This window comes from Aromatoleum sp., assembly GCF_036675785.1.
Taxonomy (GTDB): Bacteria; Pseudomonadota; Gammaproteobacteria; order Burkholderiales; family Rhodocyclaceae; genus Aromatoleum.
Window position 1 is genome coordinate 22,122 of record NZ_JAKFEF010000029.1, and the last position, 22,152, is coordinate 44,273.

The 22,152-nt window shown below is 69.2% G+C and carries 25 protein-coding genes; 20 read left to right on the forward strand and 5 right to left on the reverse strand.

Going from position 1 to position 22,152, the window contains the following annotated elements:
• The first annotated feature begins 71 nt into the window (after nucleotides 1–71).
• Genes V6M37_RS08220 through fliW form a run of 3 tightly spaced genes read left to right on the forward strand, consistent with a single transcriptional unit; the run spans nucleotide 72 to nucleotide 2,050 of the window.
• Nucleotides 72–626, forward strand: coding sequence for a DUF2802 domain-containing protein (locus V6M37_RS08220; RefSeq protein ID WP_332672207.1), 555 nt, complete (start codon nucleotides 72–74; stop codon nucleotides 624–626).
• A complete protein-coding gene (locus V6M37_RS08225; RefSeq protein ID WP_332672208.1) occupies nucleotides 623–1,564 on the forward strand; it encodes an SPOR domain-containing protein in 942 nt (313 codons plus the stop codon). The genes V6M37_RS08220 and V6M37_RS08225 overlap by 4 nt, the downstream gene beginning before the upstream one ends.
• Before the next feature lie 45 nt (nucleotides 1,565–1,609).
• The gene (gene fliW / locus V6M37_RS08230; RefSeq protein WP_332672209.1) at nucleotides 1,610–2,050 is read left to right on the forward strand and encodes a flagellar assembly protein FliW; all 441 of its coding nucleotides are present in this window, start codon (nucleotides 1,610–1,612) and stop codon (nucleotides 2,048–2,050) included.
• A 22-nt stretch (nucleotides 2,051–2,072) separates the two neighbouring features.
• On the opposite strand, the gene V6M37_RS08235 is transcribed toward fliW, so the two are convergent.
• A complete protein-coding gene (locus V6M37_RS08235) occupies nucleotides 2,073–2,420 on the reverse strand; it encodes a tetratricopeptide repeat protein (protein WP_332672211.1) in 348 nt (115 codons plus the stop codon).
• A gap of 80 nt (nucleotides 2,421–2,500) precedes the next feature.
• On the opposite strand from V6M37_RS08235, the gene V6M37_RS08240 reads away from it, so the two are divergent.
• The 8 genes from V6M37_RS08240 to V6M37_RS08275 all read left to right on the forward strand — a co-directional run bounded on the left by V6M37_RS08240 (nucleotide 2,501) and on the right by V6M37_RS08275 (nucleotide 9,919).
• Nucleotides 2,501–2,881, forward strand: coding sequence for a RidA family protein (locus V6M37_RS08240; RefSeq protein ID WP_332672213.1), 381 nt, complete (start codon nucleotides 2,501–2,503; stop codon nucleotides 2,879–2,881).
• Nucleotides 2,878–4,956, forward strand: coding sequence for an ATP-dependent DNA helicase RecG (gene recG, locus V6M37_RS08245; RefSeq protein ID WP_332672319.1), 2,079 nt, complete (start codon nucleotides 2,878–2,880; stop codon nucleotides 4,954–4,956). The genes V6M37_RS08240 and recG overlap by 4 nt, the downstream gene beginning before the upstream one ends.
• A gap of 71 nt (nucleotides 4,957–5,027) precedes the next feature.
• Complete coding sequence (locus tag V6M37_RS08250; RefSeq protein ID WP_332672214.1) at nucleotides 5,028–5,579, forward strand: chorismate--pyruvate lyase family protein; 552 nt, start codon at nucleotides 5,028–5,030, stop codon at nucleotides 5,577–5,579.
• The gene (ubiA, locus tag V6M37_RS08255; protein WP_332672216.1) at nucleotides 5,576–6,460 is read left to right on the forward strand and encodes a 4-hydroxybenzoate octaprenyltransferase; all 885 of its coding nucleotides are present in this window, start codon (nucleotides 5,576–5,578) and stop codon (nucleotides 6,458–6,460) included. The genes V6M37_RS08250 and ubiA overlap by 4 nt, the downstream gene beginning before the upstream one ends.
• Nucleotides 6,461–6,530: 70 nt before the next feature.
• Nucleotides 6,531–6,779 (forward strand): hypothetical protein, encoded by a 249-nt coding sequence (locus V6M37_RS08260; protein ID WP_332672217.1) that lies wholly within the window; start codon nucleotides 6,531–6,533, stop codon nucleotides 6,777–6,779.
• 214 nt (nucleotides 6,780–6,993) lie between these two features.
• Entirely contained in the window at nucleotides 6,994–7,809 is an 816-nt protein-coding gene (gene pyrF, locus V6M37_RS08265) for an orotidine-5'-phosphate decarboxylase (RefSeq protein ID WP_332672219.1), read from the forward strand.
• Nucleotides 7,810–7,939: 130 nt separating this feature from the next.
• Nucleotides 7,940–9,430: a 4-hydroxy-3-polyprenylbenzoate decarboxylase gene (gene ubiD / locus V6M37_RS08270; protein ID WP_332672221.1), complete on the forward strand. Its 1,491-nt coding sequence runs from the start codon at nucleotides 7,940–7,942 to the stop codon at nucleotides 9,428–9,430.
• A 63-nt stretch (nucleotides 9,431–9,493) separates the two neighbouring features.
• The gene (locus V6M37_RS08275; protein WP_332672223.1) at nucleotides 9,494–9,919 is read left to right on the forward strand and encodes a DUF4870 family protein; all 426 of its coding nucleotides are present in this window, start codon (nucleotides 9,494–9,496) and stop codon (nucleotides 9,917–9,919) included.
• Between the two features lie 2 nt (nucleotides 9,920–9,921).
• On the opposite strand, the gene V6M37_RS08280 is transcribed toward V6M37_RS08275, so the two are convergent.
• Nucleotides 9,922–11,535: a D-alanyl-D-alanine carboxypeptidase/D-alanyl-D-alanine-endopeptidase gene (locus V6M37_RS08280; RefSeq protein ID WP_332672225.1), complete on the reverse strand. Its 1,614-nt coding sequence runs from the start codon at nucleotides 11,533–11,535 to the stop codon at nucleotides 9,922–9,924.
• A gap of 138 nt (nucleotides 11,536–11,673) precedes the next feature.
• On the opposite strand from V6M37_RS08280, the gene rfbB reads away from it, so the two are divergent.
• The 5 genes from rfbB (at nucleotide 11,674) to V6M37_RS08305 (ending at nucleotide 15,503) form a co-directional block, all read left to right on the forward strand.
• A complete protein-coding gene (gene rfbB, locus V6M37_RS08285) occupies nucleotides 11,674–12,747 on the forward strand; it encodes a dTDP-glucose 4,6-dehydratase (RefSeq protein ID WP_332672227.1) in 1,074 nt (357 codons plus the stop codon).
• Nucleotides 12,744–13,625 carry a glucose-1-phosphate thymidylyltransferase RfbA gene (gene rfbA / locus V6M37_RS08290; RefSeq protein WP_332672229.1) on the forward strand — a complete coding sequence of 294 codons (882 nt, stop codon included), beginning with the start codon at nucleotides 12,744–12,746 and terminating at the stop codon, nucleotides 13,623–13,625. The genes rfbB and rfbA overlap by 4 nt, the downstream gene beginning before the upstream one ends.
• A complete protein-coding gene (rfbC, locus tag V6M37_RS08295) occupies nucleotides 13,625–14,170 on the forward strand; it encodes a dTDP-4-dehydrorhamnose 3,5-epimerase (protein WP_332672231.1) in 546 nt (181 codons plus the stop codon). The genes rfbA and rfbC overlap by 1 nt, the downstream gene beginning before the upstream one ends.
• Nucleotides 14,167–15,063 (forward strand): dTDP-4-dehydrorhamnose reductase, encoded by an 897-nt coding sequence (gene rfbD, locus V6M37_RS08300; RefSeq protein WP_332672232.1) that lies wholly within the window; start codon nucleotides 14,167–14,169, stop codon nucleotides 15,061–15,063. The genes rfbC and rfbD overlap by 4 nt, the downstream gene beginning before the upstream one ends.
• A gap of 83 nt (nucleotides 15,064–15,146) precedes the next feature.
• Nucleotides 15,147–15,503, forward strand: a complete 357-nt coding sequence (locus V6M37_RS08305) for a hypothetical protein (protein WP_332672234.1) — start codon at nucleotides 15,147–15,149, stop codon at nucleotides 15,501–15,503.
• On the opposite strand, the gene lysA is transcribed toward V6M37_RS08305, so the two are convergent.
• Together lysA and lptM are read right to left on the reverse strand one after the other, a co-directional pair.
• Nucleotides 15,476–16,738 carry a diaminopimelate decarboxylase gene (gene lysA, locus V6M37_RS08310; protein WP_332672236.1) on the reverse strand — a complete coding sequence of 421 codons (1,263 nt, stop codon included), beginning with the start codon at nucleotides 16,736–16,738 and terminating at the stop codon, nucleotides 15,476–15,478. The genes V6M37_RS08305 and lysA overlap by 28 nt on opposite strands.
• Nucleotides 16,735–17,040, reverse strand: coding sequence for an LPS translocon maturation chaperone LptM (gene lptM, locus V6M37_RS08315; RefSeq protein WP_332672238.1), 306 nt, complete (start codon nucleotides 17,038–17,040; stop codon nucleotides 16,735–16,737). Before lptM ends, lysA begins: the two co-directional genes overlap by 4 nt.
• On the opposite strand from lptM, the gene cyaY reads away from it, so the two are divergent.
• Entirely contained in the window at nucleotides 16,952–17,275 is a 324-nt protein-coding gene (cyaY, locus tag V6M37_RS08320) for an iron donor protein CyaY (RefSeq protein WP_332672240.1), read from the forward strand. The two genes, lptM and cyaY, sit on opposite strands and share 89 nt — an antisense overlap.
• A gap of 14 nt (nucleotides 17,276–17,289) precedes the next feature.
• Here cyaY and V6M37_RS08325 read toward each other — a convergent pair whose 3' ends face one another.
• On the reverse strand, nucleotides 17,290–19,662 hold the full coding sequence (locus V6M37_RS08325) for a penicillin-binding protein 1A (RefSeq protein WP_332672242.1): 2,373 nt from the start codon (nucleotides 19,660–19,662) through the stop codon (nucleotides 17,290–17,292).
• 176 nt (nucleotides 19,663–19,838) lie between these two features.
• Here V6M37_RS08325 and V6M37_RS08330 point away from each other — a divergent pair, with 176 nt between their 5' ends.
• The 3 genes from V6M37_RS08330 to V6M37_RS08340 are packed head-to-tail and all read left to right on the forward strand — an operon-like array spanning nucleotide 19,839 to nucleotide 22,149.
• A complete protein-coding gene (locus V6M37_RS08330; protein ID WP_332672243.1) occupies nucleotides 19,839–20,915 on the forward strand; it encodes a pilus assembly protein PilM in 1,077 nt (358 codons plus the stop codon).
• Nucleotides 20,912–21,484 (forward strand): PilN domain-containing protein, encoded by a 573-nt coding sequence (locus V6M37_RS08335; protein WP_332672245.1) that lies wholly within the window; start codon nucleotides 20,912–20,914, stop codon nucleotides 21,482–21,484. Before V6M37_RS08330 ends, V6M37_RS08335 begins: the two co-directional genes overlap by 4 nt.
• Nucleotides 21,481–22,149: a type 4a pilus biogenesis protein PilO gene (locus V6M37_RS08340; RefSeq protein WP_332672247.1), complete on the forward strand. Its 669-nt coding sequence runs from the start codon at nucleotides 21,481–21,483 to the stop codon at nucleotides 22,147–22,149. Before V6M37_RS08335 ends, V6M37_RS08340 begins: the two co-directional genes overlap by 4 nt.
• Nucleotides 22,150–22,152: the final 3 nt, after the last annotated feature.

The window sequence follows — 22,152 nt, forward strand, 5'->3', positions numbered from 1 at the left end:
ACGCCGGCCCGCAGCCCGACCCCGTCGTCCGGATTCTCGACCGCGCGCTGACGAAGGCGGCGGGCTGACGGATGGGCGTGCGCGAAATCCTGTGGTTGGTGATCGCGCTGCTGGCGGTCTACGTCGCGGTGCAGTTGTACCGGGTGTTGAAAATCGGCGCCGCGGAACCGGCGAAGCCGCCATCGCCGCCAGCCGCTGCGAAAGCGGCAGGACGGGCGCGGCGACCGGCGCGCGGCGCGCCCGCGGAGCTGCCCGAAGCCGGCGAGGGCGAGGGAGCGTCACCGGAGTTTGCGCCCGGCGCGGATCAGGCCTCGGGCGACGGTTTCCAGCTCGAACTCGAAACCCAGCAATTGCGCCGCGACGTCGCGCAGTTGCGCGCGGAACTCGGCGAACAGCGCAAGGAAATCGCCGAGCTCGCCGCGCGCCTGCGCGCGCATCAGGAACAGGTCGGGGCCGGCGCGGGGGTGAAGCGCGCGTCGCCGGAGTACGACGAAGCGCTCGTGTTCGCGCGGCGCGGTCTCGACGTCGAGACGATCGCCGAGCGTTGCGGCATCACGGTCGCCGAAGCGGCGCTGGTGCGCGCGCTAGCGCAACGCGACGCGGGTGATGCGGGAGAGCGGCGGTGACGGGCACGGACCGGGTGTCGAGCCTCTATGCGAGCGTCGCCGAAGCCGGCGACGATCCGCTCCGTCCGGCGAATTCCAGCCCCGAGCGCGGCGTCGTGCGCGATACCCCGCAACGGCCGACGGATGTTGCCGGCTTGCAGGACGGGACGGCGGCGCGCGCCATGCGTCGCGGCACGGGATCGGAGCGGGAGGTTGTCTCCAAGGCGAATCCGCGCCCGCGGACCTCGGCGGCAGCGCAAGCCCCATCGCGCAAGGTGTTGCTCCGCCGCGCGGCGCTCGCCGGCGTCGCGATCGTGCTGCTCGGCGTCGGGCTGCTCGTCAGCGAAGAGGACGCGCCGCCGCCGGCCGCGACGGTCGCGCCCGGCGCGAGCACCGCAGATGCGGGACGGGAATCCGCCGCCGGCGGCGATCCGGCCGGAACGGCGAGCGTCCCGGTGTCCGTCGCGGGTGATTCGGAGGAAGGCGTCGCCGATGACCCGTCGCCGGTAGTGGTCGAGCCTGACACCGCGGCAGCGGATGAGGCATCGGCGCAGCTCGAAGCAGCGCCGGGCGCGGCCAGCGCGCCGGCGTCGCATTCGGACGTCGCGGACGCCGGTCCCGCGCCGGAAGCCGGAACGGTGGCGTCAGCACTTCCCGTCGTCGCCGGACAGCCTGCGGGTGCTGCGCCGTCGGCTGCGCCCTCCGTCCCGCCCGCACCGCCTGCGGCCTCCGCTCGCGCGCTCGCGCGGGGATACGTCGTCCAGCTCGGCGTCTTCGGTGATCCGGACAATGCCGAAACCCTGAGCCGCGAGCTCGCCGCGCAGGCTTATCCCGCGCACCTGCAGAGCCGCGTCGTGCTCGGCCCGTTTTCGGATCGGCAGGCGGCGAAAGCCGCGGCGGAAAGGCTGCGTCGCGAACGTAAGCTCGAAGGCATCATCGTTCCACCGCGCAAGCCGTGACGGTACTCCGTCGCGGCTCAAACCCATTCATCCAAGGAGCGTTTCATGAAAATTGAAAGCCCGATGTTCGGCATCGTCGAGGTGTCGGAAGACAAGGTCATCGATTTCCCGGCCGGGCTGCCCGGCTTCGAGCAGTGCAAGCGCTTCGCGCTGGTGCATGAGGAAGGGAAGGCGCCGACCGTCTTCCTGCTGCAAAGCGCCGACGATCCGTCGGTCGCGTTTTCGGTGACCGGCCCCGAGAACCTCGGCGTGAACTACGAGTTCGAACTCGATGACGAAGAGGCCGCGATCCTGCAGCTGTCGACGCCGGCCGACGCGCTCGTCGCGATCATCGTGCACAAGGACGGGACCGACAATTCACCGGAAACCGCCGGCCTGCGCGCGAACTTCATGGCGCCGCTCGTCATCAACGTCGCCGCGCGGCGCGGGCTGCAGAAGGTCATCAACAAGCTCGGCTGCGACATCACGCTGCGCGCGGCGGGCTGACGGCCACGCGGCTTCGCCGCCTTTACGCGGGCGCCCCGCCGTCCGGCGCGGCGAGCGACTTCTCGGCGCGGCGCAGGAAGACTTTCATCTCCTTCGCCGCCTGGACGTTGCCGCGCTGCTCGGCGACGGCGATGCCTTCGCGGTACGCCGCGACCGCTTCCGCCGGGCGGCCTGCGGCCGCGAGCGCCTTGCCGAGCCCCTTCCACGCCGCCGAGTATGTCGGGTCGCGCGTGACTGCGTCGCGGTAATACGCGGCAGCCTTCCCGGCATCGACCGCGACCCACGCGTTGCCGAGCGAGAAGCGCAGCAGCGCGCCGTCGCGCGGGCCGTCGAGGAGTTTTTCGAGGTTCGCGATCATCGGGGTGCTCATGGTGTGGCCTCCGTTCGCGGTGCTTTACAATCGGCCTTCATTTTCCGGCGCCTGCCCCAACCCGATCAAGGAGAACGACCATGAGCCGCAGCATCGTATCGACCCCGAACGCCCCCGCCGCGATCGGCACCTATTCGCAGGCGGTGAAAACCGGCAACACGGTCTATTGCTCGGGCCAGATCGGGCTCGACCCGGCGACGCTGCAACTCGTCGAAGGCTTCGAGGCGCAGACCGTGCGCGTGTTCGAAAACCTGAAGGCGGTCGCCGAGGCGGCCGGCGGCGCGCTGACCGACGCGGTGCGCCTGACGATCTACCTGACCGACCTCGCGAACTTCGCGAAGGTCAACGAGATCATGGCGCGCTATTTCCCCGAGCCGTACCCGGCGCGCGCGGCGGTCGGCGTCAAGGAGCTGCCGAAGGGGGCGCTCGTCGAAGCCGACGCGATCCTGGTGCTCGGCTGAAGCGCGAAAGCCCGCCTCCTGCGGACAAAGGCCGAACGCCGGGCGGCTGGCCCGGTGTCGGCCCGCAACTCGCGGCGCAGCTCGCGAAGCTCGACCTCCGCAGGCCGCAGGACCTCGTCCTGCACCTGCCGCTGCGCTACGAGGACGAGACGCGGCTGACGCCGATCGCCGCCGCGCGCAACGGCGCCGACGCGCAGATCGAGGGCGTCGTCGAGTCGTGCGAAATCACGCTGCGCCCGCGCCGCCAGCTCGTCGCGCGCATCCGCGACGCGTCCGGCACGCTTGTCGCGCGCTGGCTCAATTTCTACCCGTCGCAACAGAAACAGCTCGCGATTGGCCGGCGCGTGCGCCTCTTCGGCCCGGTGCGTGGCGGCTTCTTCGGCGACGAGATGGTCCATCCGCGCGTGCATCCCGTCGCCGAAGGCGAGCCGCTGCCGGACGGGCTGACGCCGGTCTATCCGACGACCGCCGGACTCGCGCAGTCGGCGCTGAGGAAGCTCGTCGGCCGCGCGCTCGCGACCGTTCCGCCCGACGAGCACCTCCCGGACGACCTGCTTGCGGCGCTCGGGCTGCCGGCGTTCGCCGACGCGCTGTCGGCCTTGCATCACCCGCCACCCGACGCCGACGCGGCGTCGCTCGAAGACCGCGAACATCCGGCGTGGCGGCGGATGAAATTCGAGGAGCTGCTCGTCCAGCAACTGTCGCTGCGGCGTGCCTACAACGCGCGGCGCACGCGGCGCGCGCCGGCGCTGCATCGCACCGGGCGGCTCACCGACGCGCTGCTCGCGCAGCTGCCGTTCGCGCTGACCGGCGCGCAGGCGCGCGCGGTCGGCGAGATCGCGGGCGACCTCGCCGCGCCGCACCCGATGCAGCGGCTCTTGCAGGGCGACGTCGGCAGCGGCAAGACCGTCGTTGCCGCGCTCGCGATGCTGCAGGCGGCCGAGAACGGCATGCAGGCGGTGCTGATGGCCCCGACCGAGATCCTCGCCGAGCAGCACTGGAAGAAGCTCGCCGCGTGGCTCGATCCGCTCGGCGTCGACGTCGCGTGGCTGTCCGGCAGCCGCAAGAAACGCGAGCGCGATGCCGAACTCGCGCGCCTCGCGGGCGGCGGCGTGCTGCTCGCGGTCGGCACGCACGCGCTGATCGAGGACCCGGTCGCGTTTCCGCGGCTCGGCCTCGCGATCGTCGACGAGCAGCATCGCTTCGGCGTGCGCCAGCGCCTCGCGCTGCGCGAGAAGGGCACCCTCGGCCTGCATCCGCACATGCTGATGATGTCCGCGACGCCGATCCCGCGCACGCTCGCGATGAGCTACTACGCCGACCTCGACGTCACCGTGCTCGACGAACTGCCGCCGGGGCGTTCGCCGATCGTCACGAAGCTCGTGACCGACGCGCGCCGCGACGAAGTCGTCGCCCGCGTGCGGGAGGCGTGCGCCGCGGGCCGGCAGGCGTACTGGGTGTGCCCGCTGATCGAGGAGTCCGAGGCGCTGCAACTGCAGACGGCGATCGAGACGTTCGAAACGCTGTCGGCCGCGCTGCCCGGCTTGAAGGTCGGCCTCGTCCACGGCCGCCTGAAGGCCGACGAGAAGTCGGCGACGATGGCCGCGTTCGCCGCCGGCGCGCTGCACGTGCTCGTCGCGACGACGGTGATCGAGGTCGGCGTCGACGTGCCGAACGCGAGCCTGATGGTCATCGAGCACGCCGAGCGCTTCGGCCTCGCGCAACTGCACCAGCTGCGCGGCCGCGTCGGGCGCGGTACCGCGGAGTCGGTGTGCGTGCTGCTGTACGCGAAGCCGCTGTCGGAGAACGGACGCGCGCGGCTCAAGGTGATCTTCGAGCACACCGACGGCTTCGCGATCGCGCGAGAGGATCTGCGCATCCGCGGGCCGGGCGAATTCGTCGGCGCGCGCCAGAGCGGCGTCCCGCTGCTGCGCTACGCCGACCTCGAACGCGACGCGGATCTGCTCGAACCGGCGCGCGCGCTCGCCGAACGCATGCTGAAGGACGCGCCGGCGGCCGCGGACCGGCTGATGGACCGCTGGCTCGGCGGGCGCGAAGGGCTGCTGCGCGCGTAGCGCGTCGGCGGTCCGGCTTGGGGCTCCGCTTCCGGTCCCGGTATCATGCGCCCCGTCCCGAAAGTCCAACGATGCGCACCCGACCTCACCGCGAAATCTGGCTGACGCGCCCGCCGCGCGCAACCGTTCCTCGGAAACTCCGTCCCTGGCTGACCGATCCCGGCTCGCTGACTGCGCGCGTGCGGCGCCGCTGCGCGGCGTTCTCGCTCGTCGTCCTCGAACAGCACCTCGCGGTGCCGCACGCGGACGAAGCCGCGCTGCTCGGGCTGCGGCAAGGCGAACTCGCGTGGCTGCGCGAAGTGCTGCTCGTCGCCGACGGCGTGCCGGTCGTGTTCGCGCGCAGCATCCTGCCGCGGCGCAACGTGCGCGGCGCCTGGAACCTCTTTCACGGCCTCGGCGCCCGGCCGCTCGGGGCGGCGCTGTTCGCCGATCCGGCGATCCGCCGCGGCGCGCTCGCGTGCGCGCGCCTCGACCGGCGCGATGCGCGCTATCATCGCGCGCTCGCCGTCTCGCCCCGCCTGCCCCGCGCGGTGTGGGCACGCCGTTCGCTTTTCCGGCTGCGCGGTCGCGCGTTGCTCGTCAGCGAGCTGTTCCTGCTCCCGATTCTGGAGTTGCCGACATGAATCCGTCCGCCGCCCTGTCGACCCGCCTGCCGCTGTACCTGCGCCTGATGCGCCTCGACAAGCCGATCGGCATCCTGCTGCTGCTGTGGCCGACGCTGTGGGCGCTGTGGCTCGCGGCCGACGGCGTGCCGCCGCTCGACGTCCTCGTGATCTTTGTGCTCGGCACCGTGCTGATGCGTTCGGCCGGCTGCGTGATCAACGACTACGCCGACCGGGATTTCGACGGCCACGTCGAGCGCACGAAGCAGCGGCCGCTCGTGACGCGCGCGGTCAGCGTGCGCGAGGCGCTGATGCTCGCGTCGGGCCTCGCCGCGGTGTCGTTCGTGCTGATCCTGCCGCTCGACTCGCTCGTGATGTGGCTGTCGGTGCCGGCGCTGTTCCTCGCCGCGAGCTATCCGTTCATGAAGCGCTTCTTCGCGATTCCGCAGGCCTACCTCGGCATCGCGTTCGGCTTCGGCATCCCGATGGGCTTCGCGGCGGTGCAGGGCGAAGTGCCGGCGGTCGCGTGGCTGCTGCTGCTCGCGAACGTGTTCTGGGCGGTCGCGTACGACACCGAGTACGCGATGGTCGACCGGCCGGACGACCTGAAGATCGGCATCAAGACGTCGGCGATCACGTTCGGCCGCTTCGATGTCGCGGCGGTGATGCTGTGCTATGCCGCCGCGTTCGGCCTGATCGCGCTCGTCGGCCTCGAAGCGGGCCGCGGCGCGTATTTCTTCGCCGGCATCGCGGTCGCCGCCGGCATCGCGGTGTACCACTACCTGCTGATCCGCGGCCGCGAACGCGCGCCGTGCTTCAAGGCTTTCCTGCACAACAACTGGGTCGGCTTCGCGCTGTTCGTCGCGCTCGTCGCCGACTACGTTGCGTTTCCGGCCGCGTGAGCTAGGCTGAACCGACCGCGCCACGTCGGTCGCTTCAGCTGCGGCTCGCCGCGCACCCAAGGAGACAGACATGAAGAAGAGCCTGATTGCGGGCCTGATCGCGATGGCGTTGTCCGGCGCGGCGCTCGCGTTCCACTGTCCTGCCGAGATGAAGAAGATCGACGAAGCGCTGTCGAAGAACCCGCAGCTCAGCGCCGAGCAGATGGCCGAGGTGAAGAAGCTGCGCGCCGAAGGCGAATCGCTGCACAGCGCAGGCAAGCATCAGGAATCGCTCGATACGCTCGAGAAGGCGAAGAAGATCCTGAAGATCGAAAGCTGAGCTGTTCTCCCTCGGTCCGAAGCCCTCCGGACGCCGCGGACGTCGGACATCGCTTCGCTCGGTCCGACCTACGGCTCGGGGACCGACTGATCCGTCCAGGGTAGGTCGGCGTGAACCGCAGGCGAAGGCCGACGCGGGAGGCTTTCGCAAGCCGCGAATGCCGGACACCGCTTTGCGGCTTATCATTCGCTCCGGACAAATTCCGGACGCCCCGATGCATTTCATGACCGCCCTCCGGGCCGCGTGGCAGCGCAACGACAGCCTGCTCTGCGTCGGCCTCGACCCCGACCCCGCACGGTTTCCCGCCCACCTCGAACATCGCCCCGACGCGATCCTCGAATTCTGCACGGGCATCGTCGATGCGACCGCCGACCTCGTGTGCTGCTTCAAGCCGCAGATCGCATATTTCGCGGCCCGCCGCGCCGAGGACCAGCTCGAAGCGCTGATCACGCACATCCACGCGCAGCACCCCGGGATTCCGGTGATCCTCGACGCGAAGCGCGGCGATATCGGCAGCACCGCGACGCAGTACGCGATCGAGGCGTTCGAGCGGTTCGGCGCCGACGCGATCACGGTCAATCCGTACATGGGTCGCGACTCGGTCGAGCCTTATCTCGCGTACGGCGACAAGGGCGTGATCCTGCTGTGCCGCACGTCGAATCCGGGCGGCAGCGACCTGCAGTTCCTCGACGTCGGCGGCGGCGAGCGCTTGTTCGAATGCGTTGCGCGGCTCGTCGCGGACGAATGGAACGCGAGCGGCAACTGCGGCCTCGTCGTCGGCGCGACCTTCCCGAAGGAGATCGCGTGCGTGCGCGAGCTCGTCGGCGACGTGCCGCTGCTCGTTCCGGGTATCGGTGCGCAGGGCGGCGACATCGCCGCGACGGTCGCGGCCGGCCGCGCCAGCGACGGCACGGGGCTGATGATCAACTCGTCGCGCGCGATCCTCTACGCGGGTTCGGGCGAAGGCTACGCGGCGGATGCCCGGCGGGTCGCGCGCGAAACCCGCGACGCGATCAATCGTCACCGCTGACGCCGAACATCTGATCTCGACGGTTTTCCTGCTCGGGTAACGCCACCGGTCCGGAAGACCGCAGTCGGCGCCTCGCAGGACGGTTGCAACTGCACGGTCCGAGTCCCCTCTCCCTTTGATTGACCAGCCGATGAAATACCACGACCTCCGCGACTTCATCGCCCAGCTCGAGCAGCGTGGCGAGCTGAAGCGCATTTCCGTCCCGGTCGATACGCATCTCGAGATGACCGAGATCGCCGACCGCGTGCTGCGCGCCGGCGGCCCGGCGCTGCTGTTCGAAAAACCGCTCACGCGCGGCGTCCCGCGATCGATCCCGGTGCTCGCGAACCTCTTCGGCACGCCGCAGCGCGTCGCGCTCGGCATGGGCGAGGATCTGCCGGACGGCGACTGGCGGACGCCGCTGCGCGAAGTCGGCAAATTGCTCGCGTTCCTGAAGGAGCCCGAGCCGCCGAAGGGGCTCAAGGACGCGTGGGAGAAGCTGCCGGTGTTCCGCCAGGTGCTGAACATGACGCCGTCGGTGCAGCGCTCGGCGCCGTGCCAGGAGATCGTTTGGGAAGGCGCCGACGTCGATCTCGCGAAGCTGCCGATCCAGCACTGCTGGCCCGGCGACGTCGCACCGCTGATCACGTGGGGCCTCGTCGTCACGCGCGGCCCGGGCAAGAAGCGCCAGAACCTCGGCATCTACCGCCAGCAGGTGCTGGGGCCGAACCGCGTGATCATGCGCTGGCTCGCGCACCGCGGCGGCGCGCTGGATTTTCGCGAGCACCGGTTGGCGCATCCCGGCGAGCCGTTCCCGGTCGCGGTCGTGCTCGGCTGCGATCCGGCGACGATCCTCGGCGCGGTGACGCCGGTGCCGGACACGCTGTCCGAGTACCAGTTCGCGGGCCTCTTGCGCGGCGCGAAGACCGAGCTCGTGCAGTGCCTCGGCTCCGACCTGCAGGTGCCGGCATCCGCCGAGATCGTCCTCGAAGGCGTGATCCACGCGGACGACACCGCGCCCGAAGGCCCTTACGGCGACCACACCGGCTACTACAACGAAGTCTCGGAATTCCCGGTGTTCACGGTTGAGCGCGTGACGACGCGGCGCGACCCGATCTACCACTCGACCTACACCGGCAAGCCGCCGGACGAGCCGGCGATGCTCGGGCTCGCGCTGAACGAAGTGTTCGTGCCGCTCTTGCAGAAGCAGTTTCCCGAGATCGTCGATTTCTACCTGCCGCCCGAAGGCTGCTCGTACCGGCTCGCGGTCGTCAGCATCAAGAAGCAGTACCCGGGCCACGCGAAGCGCGTGATGTTCGGCATCTGGAGCTTCCTGCGGCAGTTCATGTACACGAAGTTCATCATCGTCGTCGATGATGACGTCGCGATCCGCGACTGGAAGGAAGTGATCTGGGCGCTGACGACGCGCGTCGATGCGAGCCGCGACACGGTGATGGTCGATAACACGCCGATCGACTACCTCGACTTCGCGAGCCCCGTCGCGAGCCTCGGCAGCAAGATGGGGCTCGACGCGACGAACAAGTGGCCGAGCGAGACGACGCGCGAGTGGGGCCGGCCGATCGTCATGGATGCCGACGTCAAGGCGCGCGTCGATGCGATGTGGGCGGACCTCGGCCTGTAGCGGCGAACGTGCCGGCGCGCCGGGAGTCGATGCAGGAAGCCTTCAACCCGCAAGGAGAGTCGAATGCCTTCGTATGCCCCCGACGGGACGCCGCTCGCGACGCGCGATCTCGGCAACCTCGTCACGCTGACGCACCTGATCTACGGCCTGCACGCGTTCGCGGTTGTCACCGGCATCGCCGGCTCGGCGACGATCATCGGCAGCTTCGTCGCGAGCGTGCCGTCGATCGTCGCGGTGATCCTGAACTACTGGAAGCGCGCCGCGGTGCGCGGCACCTGGCTCGACAGCCACTTCCGCTGGCAGATCCGCACGTTCTGGTTCGCGCTGCTGTGGATCGTCGCGTCCGTGATGCTCGCGCTGACGCTGATCGGCATCCCGTTCGCGCTCGTGCTGATCGCCGGCGCGGGGATCTGGATCGTCTATCGCGTCGCCCGCGGCTGGTGGAACCTGCTGCAGCGGCACACGATGCCGATGCCGCGGGAAGGCTAATGTCATGGACGTGCGCCTTGCCACACCCATTCGATCAGCGCGTCCAGCGCCGGCCGGCTATCGACCGCGCGCGGGTCATTGACGAGCATCGCGACGACGTGGCGGCGGCCGTGGCGGTCGAGCACGTAGCCGGCGATCGCCCGCACGCCGTTGATGTAGCCGGTCTTCACATGCGCATGTCCGCTCGCCGGGCTGCCCTCAAGGCGACCGCGCGCCGTGCCGTCGACGCCGGCGACCGGCAGCGAGGCGACGAATTCCGGCATGTACGGCCGGCGCCAGGCCGCGAGCAGGAGTTCCCCGAGCGTGCGCGCGGTGACGCTTTCGATCCGTGACAACCCGGAGCCGTTGGCGATGACGAGCCCGGTCGTGTCGATGCCCGCCGCGGCGAGCTGCGCGTGCGCGGCGTCGGCGCCGGCCGCGACCATGTCGATCGCGTGCGCTTCGACCGACGCGGTGTCGGAGCGGATGCCATAGGTCTCGATCGGCGCAGCCGGATCGGACGCCGCCGCGACGCTCGCGGGCTCATCCGGGACGACCGCTTCGCCCGGCTTCGCATCCCCGCCGGCGGGAGCATCCGCCGGTGCGCCGCCGGCCCCGTCCGCGGGCGTCGATGCCTCCGGGCCTGCGCCGAGCGATGCGAGCAGCTGGCGCGCGATCACGTTGCTCGACCATTTGTTCATTTCGCGCAGCGCGTCGCCGAGCGGCGGCGAAGTCTCTTCGAGCAGCGGCTTCGCGTCCGCGGGCGCGAAGCCGGGTCGGACGATGCCTTCGACCTTGCCGCCGGTTTCGGCCCACAGCCCGGCGACCGCGGCGACCGCGAAGCGCTCGGGCGCGAACGGCGACACGCTCCAGTCGCGCCGGCCGCAGCGCGCCGGCAGGCTGCCGAGCAGCACGACGCGCTCTCCGGCCGCGCCCGTTTCCAGCCGCGCATCGAGGTTCGCGTACCAGACGCCGCAGTCGCCGTCGGCGGTGGCAATGCGGTTGTCGATCTCGAGCCCCTGCAGCGGCGGATTTGCGGCGACCGTCACCGGCTCCCCGGCGCTGGCCGCGGGCAGCAGCGCGAGCTGCAGCGTGTTGAAATGCACGAGCAGTCCGTGCGCGGCGCTGTTGTAAGGCCGCAGCCCGCGCCCGTCGAACGCCTGCGGGTCGTGCGGCGGCAGCCGCAGCGCCGAGCCGTCGAGCACGATGTCGCCGCGCACCGTCTCGATGCCGAGCGCTTGGATGCGGCGCAGCAGCTTCCACATCCGCTCGTCGGTCAGCATCGGGTCGCCGCCGCCGACGACGAAGAGGTCGCCGTCGAGCACGCCGCCGTGCACGGTGGCGTTCGTCGTGACGCGCGTCGTCCAGGCATGCGCGGGGCCGAAGCGTTCGAGCGCGGCGAACGCGGTCACGAGCTTCATCACCGATGCCGGATTCATCGGCCGGTCAGGGTTTGCGGCGAGCGGCGGCGCGTCGCCGTCGACCGGCTGCACCCAGATCGCGACGTTCGTTTCGGGGATCGCTGCCGCGTCGAGCGCGTCGCGCACCGTGCCGGGGAGCTCGGCGGCATGGACGCCCACGGTCCATGCGAAAAGCATCAGCGCGAGCGAGGGGCGGAACGTGGTGGCGAAGGTCATCGGAGATCCGGGGAGCAGGAGCGGCCGGGGCGACCGAGCGCTCCGTCATCCGGACGCGCTACAATTCGCCCCTTCCAAGGCCGGCAAAAGCGCCGATTCTACGATGCATCAGCCGGATTTCCGTCCAAAGGACCGATCATGATCCTCGTCACCGGCGGCGCCGGCTTCATCGGCGCCAACTTCGTGCTCGACTGGGTGCGCGAGACCGGCGAGCCGCTCGTCACGCTCGACGCGCTGACCTACGCCGGCAACCGCGAGAACCTCGCCTCGCTCGCGGGCGACGCACGCCACGTCTTCGTCCAGGGCGACATCTGCGACCGCGCGCTCGTCGACCGCCTGCTCGCCGGGCACCGGCCGCGCGCCATCGTGCATTTCGCGGCCGAAAGCCACGTCGACCGCTCGATCCACGGCCCCGGCGACTTCGTGCGCACGAACGTCGAAGGCACGTTCACGCTGCTCGAAGCGGCGCGCGCGTACTGGTCGGCGCTCGATACCGACGTGCAGGCCGCGTTCCGCTTCCTGCACGTGTCGACCGACGAAGTCTACGGTTCGCTCGGCCCGAACGACGCGGCCTTCACCGAGACGAAGGCGTTTGAACCGAACAGCCCATACTCGGCGAGCAAGGCCGCGTCCGACCACCTCGTGCGCGCGTGGCACCACACCTACGGGCTGCCGGTGCTGACGACGAACTGCTCGAACAACTACGGCCCGTACCAGTTCCCCGAGAAGCTGATCCCGCTGATGATTGCAAACGCGCTCGCCGGCCGGCCGCTGCCGGTCTACGGCGACGGGCGCAACGTGCGCGACTGGCTGTACGTCGGCGACCACTGCGCGGCGATCCGCGAAGCGCTCGCGCGCGGGCGCGTCGGCGAGACCTACAACGTCGGCGGCTGGAACGAGAAGCCGAACATCGAGATCGTGCAGACGGTCTGCGCGCTGCTCGACGAGCTGCGGCCCGATCCCGCCGGCCCGCACGCGCGGCTCCTGACCTATGTCGCGGACCGTCCCGGGCACGACCGCCGCTACGCGATCGACGCGCGCAAGATCGAGCGTGAGCTCGGCTGGCGGCCGGCCGAGACGTTCGAGACCGGCATCCGCAAGACGGTCGCGTGGTACCTCGAAAACCAGGACTGGGTCGCGCACGTGCAGAGCGGGGAGTACCGCGCATGGGTCGACCGCAACTACGGACAACGCGAAGGGAGTTCGACATGACGCGCAAGGGCATCATCCTCGCCGGCGGTTCCGGCACCCGGCTGCATCCGGCGACGCTCGCCGTATCGAAGCAGCTGTTGCCGGTCTATGACAAACCGATGATCTACTATCCGCTGACGACGCTGATGCTCGCCGGCATCCGCGACATCCTGATCATTTCGACGCCGCAGGACACGCCGCGCTTCGAGCAATTGCTCGGCGACGGCAGCCGCTGGGGGCTCGCCCTGCAGTACGCGGTGCAGCCGAGTCCGGACGGGCTCGCGCAGGCTTTCCTGATCGGCGAGGACTTCATCGCCGGCGGCTCGTCGGCGCTCGTGCTCGGCGACAACCTTTTCTACGGCCACGAGTTCGCCGACGACTTGCGTGCCGCCGGGCAGTGCGAGCGCGGCGCGACCGTGTTCGCGTATCCGGTGCAGGACCCCGAGCGTTACGGCGTCGTCGAGTTCGACGCGAAAGGGCACGCGGTGAGCCTCGAGGAAAAGCCTTTGAGGCCGAAGAGCCGCTACGCGGTGACCGGCCTGTATTTCTACGACGCGCGCGTCGTCGACATCGCGCGCGGGCTCAAGCCCAGCCCGCGCGGAGAGCTCGAGATCACCGACGTCAACCGCGACTATCTCGACGCCGGCCAGCTCGACGTGCAGGTCATGGGCCGCGGCCATGCGTGGCTCGACACCGGCACCCACGAGAGCCTGCTCGACGCGAGCCTGTTCATCCAGACGATCGAGAAGCGGCAGGGCCTGAAGGTCGCGTGTCCCGAGGAGATCGCGTGGCGCTCCGGCTGGATCGACGCTGCGCAGCTCGCCGAGCTCGCGCGCCCGCTCGCGAAGAACGCCTACGGCCAGTACCTGCAGCGCCTGCTCGAAGAGCGGGTGTTCTGATGAAGGCGATCCCGACCGCGATCCCGGACGTGCTCGTCATCGAACCGAAAGTCTTCGGCGATGCCCGCGGCTTCTTCTTCGAGAGCTTCAACGCGCGTGCGTTTCGTGAAGCGACCGGGCTCGACGAGACCTTCGTGCAGGACAACCACTCGCGCTCGGCGCGCGGCGTGCTGCGCGGGCTGCATTACCAGATCCGTCATCCGCAGGGAAAGCTCGTGCGCGTCGTGCGCGGCGCGGTCTTCGACGTCGCCGTCGACCTGCGCCGCGCGTCGCCGACCTTCGGCCGCTGGGCGGGCGTCGAGCTGTCCGAGGACAACCACCGCCAACTGTGGGTGCCGCCGGGCTTCGCGCACGGTTTCGTGGTGCTGACGGAGTCCGCGGATTTTCTCTACAAGACGACCGACTACTACGCGCCGGAGCACGAGCGCTGCCTGAAATGGGACGATCCGGCGGTCAGCATCGACTGGCCGATCGACGCCGAGCCCGTGCTGTCGGCGAAGGACCGCGACGGCAAGGCGCTCGCCGATTGCGAGGTGTTCGCGTGAGGCTGCTCGTCACCGGCGCGAACGGCCAGGTCGGCTGGGAACTCGCGCGCGCCCTGATGCCGCTCGGCGACGTCGTCGCGCTCGACCGCAGCCGTTGCGACCTGTCGCGCCCCGAAACGCTCGCGCGGCTCGTCGCGGACGTCGCCCCGGATGTCATCGTCAATGCCGCGGCCTACACCGCGGTCGACCGCGCAGAAAGCGAGGAAGCGCTCGCGACGACGGTGAACGGCACCGCGGCGGGCGAACTCGCGCGCGCCGCGAAGACCGCCCGTGCGCTGCTCGTGCATTACTCGACCGACTACGTGTTCGACGGCACGAACGCGTCGCCGTACGACGAGGACGACCCGGTCGCGCCCTTGAACGCATACGGCCGCAGCAAGTTCGCCGGCGAGACCGGGGTCCGCGCGAGCGGCTGCGATCACCTGATCCTGCGCACGACGTGGGTGTTCGCGGCGCGCGGCGGCAACTTCGTCCGGACGATGTTGCGCCTGGGCGCCGAGCGCGAGACGCTTCGCGTTGTCGCCGACCAGGTCGGGGCGCCGACGTGGGCGCGAAACATCGCCGATGCGACCGCACTGGTCGTCGCGCAGGCGCAGGCCGAACGGCACCGCGCGGCGTTCGCGTCCGGCGTCTTCAACCTCGCGTCCCGCGGCGCGACGAGCTGGCACGGCTTTGCCGAGGCGATCTTCGCCGAGGCGCGCGCGCGCCTGCCGGAGGGAAGCCTGAAAGTGCGGACGGTCGAGCCGATCCCGTCGGCCGATTACCCGACGCCCGCGGCGCGTCCGGCGAACTCCTGCCTCTCGCCCGGCCGGCTGCAGGCGCGCTTCGGCGTCGTCATGCCGCGCTGGGAGGATGCGCTGGGCCGCTGCCTCGACGAGATGCTTGAGGAATGAGGCTGGGCCGATGAGGCACGGGCAATGAGGCCCGGGCGAAAGCCTCTGCCAACGACCGAAAGCGCGACGATGAGCAAGGGCCGATGAGCGGCTTCGAGCATTTCGCGCGCGACGCGCTCGACCTGGAGCGCGAGATCCTGAAGCGCGGTATCCTGCTCGGGCTCGACTGGTCGGACAAGGCCGCGCTGCGCCGGCTCGCGCGCGAGGCGCTCGACGGCGGCGCCGAGCACACACGCGCGCTGCTGCGCGACCCCGACCCGCAACTGAAAGCGCGCGGCGAACTGTTCGCGTTCGCCGTGCTGATGTTGCGCACGATGCAGGAAAGCGCCGAAACCGGGCTCCACACGCACGGCGGACCGGCGTGGAAGGCGTTCGGCCGCGCGCTGATCGAGGAAGCCGGCGTCGGCCGGGATCAGCGCAGCGGCGACTCCAGCGCGTAGAGCGATTCGACCGTCTCGCGCTCGCGGACGAGGTGGACCTCGGTGCCGTCGACGATCACCTCGGCCGCGCGCGGCCGGGTGTTGTAGTTCGAGCTCATCGCCATGCCGTACGCACCCGCCGACAGCAGCGCGACGAGATCGCCGGGCGCGACGGCGAGCTCACGGTCGTGCGCGAGGAAGTCGCCGCTTTCGCAGATCGGCCCGACGATTTCATAGTTGTGCGGCGGCACGTCGCGCGGATGCACGGCGACCACTTCGTGGTAAGCATCGTAGAGCGCCGGCCGCGCGAGATCGTTCATCGCCGCATCGACGATCGCGAAGCTCTTTTCAACGCCGGGCTTCAGGTATTCGACACGCGCGAGCAGCAAACCGGCGTTGCCGATCAGCGACCGCCCCGGCTCGAAGCACAGCTCCTCGTCGCGCCCGTCGAAGAGGCGCAGCAGCGGGGCGAGGTATTCGGCGACCGACGGCGGGACTTCGTCGCGATAGCGGATGCCGAGGCCGCCCCCGAGGTCGATATGGTCGAGACGGATGCCTTCGGCCGCGAGCCGGTCCACGAGGCCGAGAACCTTGGCGGCTGCTTCGGCGATCGGCGCCGGGTCGAGCAGCTGGGAGCCGATGTGGCACGCGATGCCCGACACGCGCAGGTGCGGCAGCTTCGCGGCGTGACGGTACAGCGCGAGCGCGGCGTCGAACGCGACGCCGAACTTGTTGTTGCGGAGCCCGGTGGAGATGTACGGATGCGTTTTCGGATCGACGTCCGGATTCACGCGCAGCGCGATCGGCGCAACCTGGCCGCAGGCGGCGGCGACCTCGTTCAGCCGGTCGATTTCCGGTTCGGACTCGACGTTGAAGCAGCGGATGCCGGCGGCGAGCGCCTGGCGCATTTCCACCTCGCTCTTGCCGACGCCCGAGAACACGACTTTGCCCGGATCCCCGCCGGCCGCGAGCACGCGCGCCAGCTCGCCGCCCGAGACGATGTCGAACCCGGCGCCGAGCTGCGCGAACGCCGACAGCACGCCGAGGTTGGAATTCGCCTTGACCGCGTAGCAGACGAGCGTGCGTCGGCCGGACAGCGCGTCACGGTAGCCGTCGAACGCCTGCGTCAGGGCCTGGCGCGAATACACGTAGGTCGGCGTGCCGTGCTGCGCGGCGATCGCGGCGAGCGCGACGCCTTCGAGCCGCAGCCCGTCGGGGCCGGATTGCAGCGTGGAGATCGGAAATTGCGGGTTCATCGGGAATCGGCTGGAGCGGAAGGGGCTTTGCTATGATCGGCGCCGGACGACGGGGCAGCCTTCGCGGGCGCGGCGGGAATCTGCGGCAGGTACAGCGGGCCCTTGATGCCGCAACCGGACAGTAACAGCGCGCCGCCGAGCAGGGCCGCGGAGAAAGTCGCTCGCATGGTGTCGTCGATCGGAAAAGCGGGAATCCTAACAGAAGGAGGGAGCATGGAAGAGTCGGAGTTCAATGCGCTGGCCGAAGCGGAACTCGCGCGCATCGAGGCGGCGCTCGAAGACTGCGGCGCCGATATCGACATCGAGCCGAAGCCGGGCGGCGTGCTCGAAATCGAATTCGCGAACGGCACGAAAATGATCATCAACCGGCATTCGGCCGCGCGCGAAATCTGGGTCGCGGCGAAATCGGGCGGCTTTCATTTCCGCCCCGACGGCGGCCGCTGGATCGCGGCGCGGGACGGCGCCGAGCTCTACGCGCTGTTGTCCGAGCTCGTCGGCGAGCAATCCGGGACGCGCGTCACGCTGTCGGCCGGCTGACGCCGGCCGGGCTTTCAGCGCTTCACCGGCACCGGCGCGCGCTCGACGACCGGCGCGGGATTGGCGACGACGGTCGGAATCGCCGGCTGCACCGGCAGCGGAATCGCTTCTTCCGGGGCTTCGCCGGCCGGCGCGAACTCGGTGCCGATCGTCGGCATCTGCTGCGGCAGCGAAGCAACGTTTTCGCGATACACGTATTCCTCGCGCGAGCCGTCGAGCCGCACCTCGAGCAGGCCGTCGGGGCGGGGCTGCGCCTTTTCGGGCACGTCCTTCAGTGCGGCCCGCATGTAGTTGACCCACATCGGCAGCGCCGCCGAGCCGCCGGTCTCGCCGCGCCCGAGGTTGCGCGGCTGGTCATAGCCGATCCAGCTCACCGCGACGAGGTCGGGGTTGTAGCCGGTGAACCACGCATCGACATAGTCGTTCGTCGTCCCGGTCTTGCCCGCCAGGTCGCTGCGCTTCAGCACCAGCGCGCGCGTTGCGGTGCCGCGGCGCACGACGTCCCGCATCATCGAGTCCATCAGCCACGCGTTGCGCGGATCGATCACGCGCGGCGCGCTCTCTCCGGCGATCGGTGGATCGACCTTCGCGACGACGTTGCCCCTGCCGTCGATGATCTCCTTCACGACATAGGGATCGACCCGATAGCCGCCGTTCGCGAACACCGCGTACGCGGAGGCCATCTGCCACGGTGTCACCGAGCCCGCGCCGAGCGCCATCGTCAGGTAGGGCGGGTGCTGCGCCGGCTCGAAGCCGAAGCGCGTGATGTAGTCCTGCGCGTATTCGGGTGTGATCGACTGCAGCAGGCGGATCGACACCATGTTCTTCGAGCGCACGAGCCCGTCGCGCAGCGTCATCAGGCCGTCGTACTTGCCGTCGTAGTTCTTCGGTTCCCAGTCCTTGCTGCCGGTGATGCCGGCGGGGAAGAACAGCGGCGCGTCTTCCTCGATGCTGCCTGGCGAAAACCCGCGCTCGAGGGCCGCCGAGTAGATGAAGGGCTTGAAGCTCGAGCCGGGCTGGCGCACCGCCTGCGTCACGTGGTTGAATTTGCTGCGGTTGAAATCGAAGCCGCCGATCAGCGCGCGGACCGCGCCGGTGTTCGTTTCGAGCGAGATCAGCGATGCTTCGACTTCGGGCAGCTGGAGGATTTCCCAGCCCTTTTCGCCCAGGTCGCGGATCCGCACGATTGCGCCACGCCGGATCCGCCGCGCCTGCGGGGCCCGTTCGTTGAGCATCGGCGCCGCGAACTTCAGCCCGCTGGCGCCGATCTTGATCCTTTCGCCGTGGCGGTAGACCGTGACCTGCTTCGGCGACGCGCTCAGGACGAGTGCGCCGAGAAGATCGTCGTGGTCCTCCATGTCGGCGAGCAGCTCGTCGAGCCGTTCCTCGTCGTCGTTCGCGACGCGTTCGAGGTCGACGAACCCCTCGGGCCCGCGGTAGCCGCGGCGGCGGTCGTAATCGAGAACGCCCTGGCGGACCGCCTTGTACGCCGCCTGCTGGTCGTCGCGCGTCACCGTCGTGATGATCCGGATGCCGGCCTCGTAGGCCTGCTCGCCGAACTGCTCGACCGCGATCTGGCGTGCCATCTCCGCGACGTAATCGCCGCGCAGCTCGTTCCTCGCGGCGCGGGCCCGCGTGAGCTCCAGCTCCTGATTCGCCGCGGCGTCATGCGTCTGCTGGTCGATGAAGCCGGCTTCGAGCATCCGCCGCAGCACGTACTGCTGCCGCAGCGTCGCACGGCGCAGGTTCGCGATCGGGTTGTACGCCGACGGAGCCTTCGGCAGGCCGGCGAGCATCGCCGACTCGGGAAGGGTTAGTTCCTGCAGCGACTTGCCGAAGTAGGTCCGTGCCGCCGTCGAAAAGCCGTAGGCGCGCTGGCCGAGGTAGATCTGGTTGACGTAGAGCTCGAGGATCTGGTCCTTCGTCAGGCTGCGCTCGATCTTCAGCGCGAGCAGGATCTCGTAGAGCTTGCGGTTGTACGTCTTCTCGCGCGACAGGAAGAAGTTGCGCGCGACCTGCATCGTGATCGTCGACGCGCCCTGGCCGCGTGCGCCCGACACGACGTTCGCGAGCGCCGCACGGGCGATGCCGATCACGTCGATGCCGGGGTGCTCGTAGAACCGTTCGTCTTCGGCGGCGAGGATCGCCTGCTTCAATTCGACGGGCACCTCGTCGATCCGGACGACCGCGCGCCGCTCCTCGCCGAACTCCCCGAGAAGGTGTCCGTCGGATGTGTATACTCGCAGCGGAATTTTTGGCCGGTAGTCGGTCAAGGCCTCGAGGGACGGGAGATTCGGCCACGCGAGCGCCGACATTGCTCCCAGCGTCGCGACGCCGAGGATAAGCGCGACGATCAGGGCGGCGAGGGGGTAGAAAACCCAGCGCATTCAAGGTCCAGAACAGGGTAGGGGCCCCGATTATACGGGCGCCCGGAGGTCCCCTCCATCTTCGCGACAAAAGGCCGAAACGTTACATCTATTTACACCCTTCGCGCTTGTTGCTAGCATCCGCCACGCCTGTCCACCGACTGGCGTAACGCCAAGAGATTCAAGGGCTTTTCTTTGTGATCGACTTCTCCCTGTTCCGTCCGAAGGTGCGCCAGCTGGCCGGGCTCGATATTTCATCGTCATCGGTGAAGATGGTCGAGCTGTCCGGAGGCGGGAAGGAGGGGTATCGGATCGAGCGCTACGCGATCGAACCGCTGCCGCGCGACGCCGTCGTCGACGGCAACATCAACAGCATCGAAGCCGTCGGCGACTCGATCCGCCGCGCCCTCAGGCGCATGGGCGCGGGCATCCGCCACGTCGCGGTCGCGCTGCCCGCGTCGGCGGTCATCACGAAGAAGATGATTCTCCCCGCCGGCTTGCGGGACCAGGAGATGGAGCTGCAGGTCGAGTCCGAAGCGAACCAGTACATCCCGTTCGCGCTCGACGAAGTCAATCTCGATTTTCAGACCGTTGGCCCGTCGCCCGGCAGTCCCGACGAAGTCGAAGTGCTGATCGCGGCCTCGCGCAAGGAAAAGGTCGAGGACCGCGTCGCCGTCGTCGAGGCCGCGGGCCTGAAAGCGGTCGTGATGGACGTCGATTCATTCGCCGCGGAAGCCGCGTTCGAACTCGTCGGGCGTCAGCTGCCCGGCGGGAGCGAGAACAAGATCGTCGCCGTCATCGACATCGGCGCGAACGTGATGAACGTGTCGGTGCTGCGGAACGGTCAGCAGATCTACGCGCGCGAGCAGGCGTTCGGCGGCACCCAGCTGACGCAGGACATCGCGCGTCAGTACGGCATGAGCCTCGAGGATGCCGAGTCGGCGAAGCGGTCCGGCGGCTTGCCCGAGGATTACGCGCGCGACCTGATGCGGCCGTTCATGGACAACCTCGCGCTCGAAGTCTCCCGCGCGCTGCAGTTTTTCTTCACGTCGACGCAATACAACCAGGTCGACCACATCGTCCTGGCCGGCGGCTGCGCGATCATGCCCGGCCTCGCCGACGTCGTCGGTGGCAGGACGCAAGTCGCGACCGTCGTCGCCAACCCGTTTGCCGGAATGCTCGCCTCGTCGCGCGTCCGGCCGAAGAATCTGCTTGCTGATGCGCCTTCGCTGATGGTCGCATGCGGTCTGGCGCTACGGAGATTCGACCCATGATTCGAATCAACCTGCTCCCCCACCGAGAATTGAAGCGCCGGGAGCGGCGGCAGCAGTTCTACGTCGTATCCAGTCTCATGGTTCTCGCAGGTCTTGCCGTCGGCGTGCTCGTGCATTCCGTGATGGCGGGTTACGTCGAGCGCCAGGAGCGGCGCAACGACCTCTTCAAGACCGAAATCCACGAGCTCGACGGCGAGATCGCGGAGATCAAGCGCCTGCGCGAGCAGATCGACGCGCTTCTCGCGCGCAAGCAGGTCATCGAATCGCTGCAGACGACGCGCGCCCAGTCGGTCCATCTGCTGAACGAGCTCGGGACGCGCCTGCCCGATGGCGTATTCCTGAAATCGATCAAGCAGACGGGCGCGAAAATCGCGCTGGCGGGATACGCCCAGTCGAACTCGCGCGTCTCCCACCTGATGCGCAACCTCGATGAATCGCCGCACTTCGAACAGCCGAACCTGATCGAAGTGAAGACCGCGAACCTGAACAACCGCCGCGTGAGCGAATTCGCGCTGAACGTCGGGATCGAGAGTCCGGCGGCGCAGGAACAGCAGGGGGCGAAACCGTGAGGCTCGACGACCTCCGCAAGATCGATTTCGAGCGTCTGTCGCAGGACTTCAAGGGTCTCGACCCGAACGACCCCGGGGCCTGGCCGCTCGCGCCGCGGATCGCCGTATTTGTCGCGTTGCTCGTCGCGACGGTGGCGGCGGCCTGGTGGTTCGACTGGCGCGACCAGTCGGCGCTGCTCGAACAGCGCGAAGCGGAGGAAGTCCAGCTGCGCCAGGACTGGCTGTCGAAGAAGAAGCTCGCGGTCAATCTCGGCGCCTACAAGCTCCAGCTCGAGGAGACGGACCGCCAGTTCGGTGCGCTCCTGAAGCAGCTTCCGAACCGCGCCGAAATGGACTCGCTGCTGTCGGACATCAACCAGGCCGGGCTCGGGCGCGGGCTGCAGTTCGAGCTGTTCAAGCCGGGCGCGGATGTCGTCAAGGACTTCTACGCCGAAATGCCGATCGACGTGCGGATCGTCGGCGAGTATGCCGACCTCGGCGCGTTCGCCGAGGACGTCGCCGCGATGCCCCGCATCGTAACGCTCAACAACATCGCGCTCGAAGGGCAAAAGGACGGAATGCTCAAGCTCGATGCGAAGGCGACGACGTACCGCTACCTCGACGAGGAAGAACTCGCCCGCCAGCGCCAGCAGGCGAAGGCGGCGCAGAAGAAGGGGGGCAAGTGAGAA

Bases quoted from the DNA above. Each gene is read 5' to 3' on its own strand.
- lysA (WP_332672236.1), bottom strand. From the start codon at position 16,738: ATGAACCCGCAATTTCCGATCTCCACGCTGCAATCCGGCCCCGACGGG.
- rfbA (WP_332672229.1), top strand. From the start codon at position 12,744: ATGACGCGCAAGGGCATCATCCTCGCCGGCGGTTCCGGCACCCGGCTG.
- fliW (WP_332672209.1), top strand. From the start codon at position 1,610: ATGAAAATTGAAAGCCCGATGTTCGGCATCGTCGAGGTGTCGGAAGAC.
- rfbB (WP_332672227.1), top strand. From the start codon at position 11,674: ATGATCCTCGTCACCGGCGGCGCCGGCTTCATCGGCGCCAACTTCGTG.
- V6M37_RS08240 (WP_332672213.1), top strand. From the start codon at position 2,501: ATGAGCCGCAGCATCGTATCGACCCCGAACGCCCCCGCCGCGATCGGC.
- V6M37_RS08260 (WP_332672217.1), top strand. From the start codon at position 6,531: ATGAAGAAGAGCCTGATTGCGGGCCTGATCGCGATGGCGTTGTCCGGC.
- V6M37_RS08280 (WP_332672225.1), bottom strand. From the start codon at position 11,535: ATGACCTTCGCCACCACGTTCCGCCCCTCGCTCGCGCTGATGCTTTTC.
- V6M37_RS08250 (WP_332672214.1), top strand. From the start codon at position 5,028: ATGCGCACCCGACCTCACCGCGAAATCTGGCTGACGCGCCCGCCGCGC.
- ubiA (WP_332672216.1), top strand. From the start codon at position 5,576: ATGAATCCGTCCGCCGCCCTGTCGACCCGCCTGCCGCTGTACCTGCGC.
- V6M37_RS08235 (WP_332672211.1), bottom strand. From the start codon at position 2,420: ATGAGCACCCCGATGATCGCGAACCTCGAAAAACTCCTCGACGGCCCG.
- V6M37_RS08305 (WP_332672234.1), top strand. From the start codon at position 15,147: ATGAGCGGCTTCGAGCATTTCGCGCGCGACGCGCTCGACCTGGAGCGC.
- pyrF (WP_332672219.1), top strand. From the start codon at position 6,994: ATGCATTTCATGACCGCCCTCCGGGCCGCGTGGCAGCGCAACGACAGC.
- V6M37_RS08220 (WP_332672207.1), top strand. From the start codon at position 72: ATGGGCGTGCGCGAAATCCTGTGGTTGGTGATCGCGCTGCTGGCGGTC.
- lptM (WP_332672238.1), bottom strand. From the start codon at position 17,040: ATGTCGATATCGGCGCCGCAGTCTTCGAGCGCCGCCTCGATGCGCGCG.
- rfbC (WP_332672231.1), top strand. From the start codon at position 13,625: ATGAAGGCGATCCCGACCGCGATCCCGGACGTGCTCGTCATCGAACCG.
- V6M37_RS08335 (WP_332672245.1), top strand. From the start codon at position 20,912: ATGATTCGAATCAACCTGCTCCCCCACCGAGAATTGAAGCGCCGGGAG.
- cyaY (WP_332672240.1), top strand. From the start codon at position 16,952: ATGGAAGAGTCGGAGTTCAATGCGCTGGCCGAAGCGGAACTCGCGCGC.
- ubiD (WP_332672221.1), top strand. From the start codon at position 7,940: ATGAAATACCACGACCTCCGCGACTTCATCGCCCAGCTCGAGCAGCGT.
- V6M37_RS08275 (WP_332672223.1), top strand. From the start codon at position 9,494: ATGCCTTCGTATGCCCCCGACGGGACGCCGCTCGCGACGCGCGATCTC.
- V6M37_RS08325 (WP_332672242.1), bottom strand. From the start codon at position 19,662: ATGCGCTGGGTTTTCTACCCCCTCGCCGCCCTGATCGTCGCGCTTATC.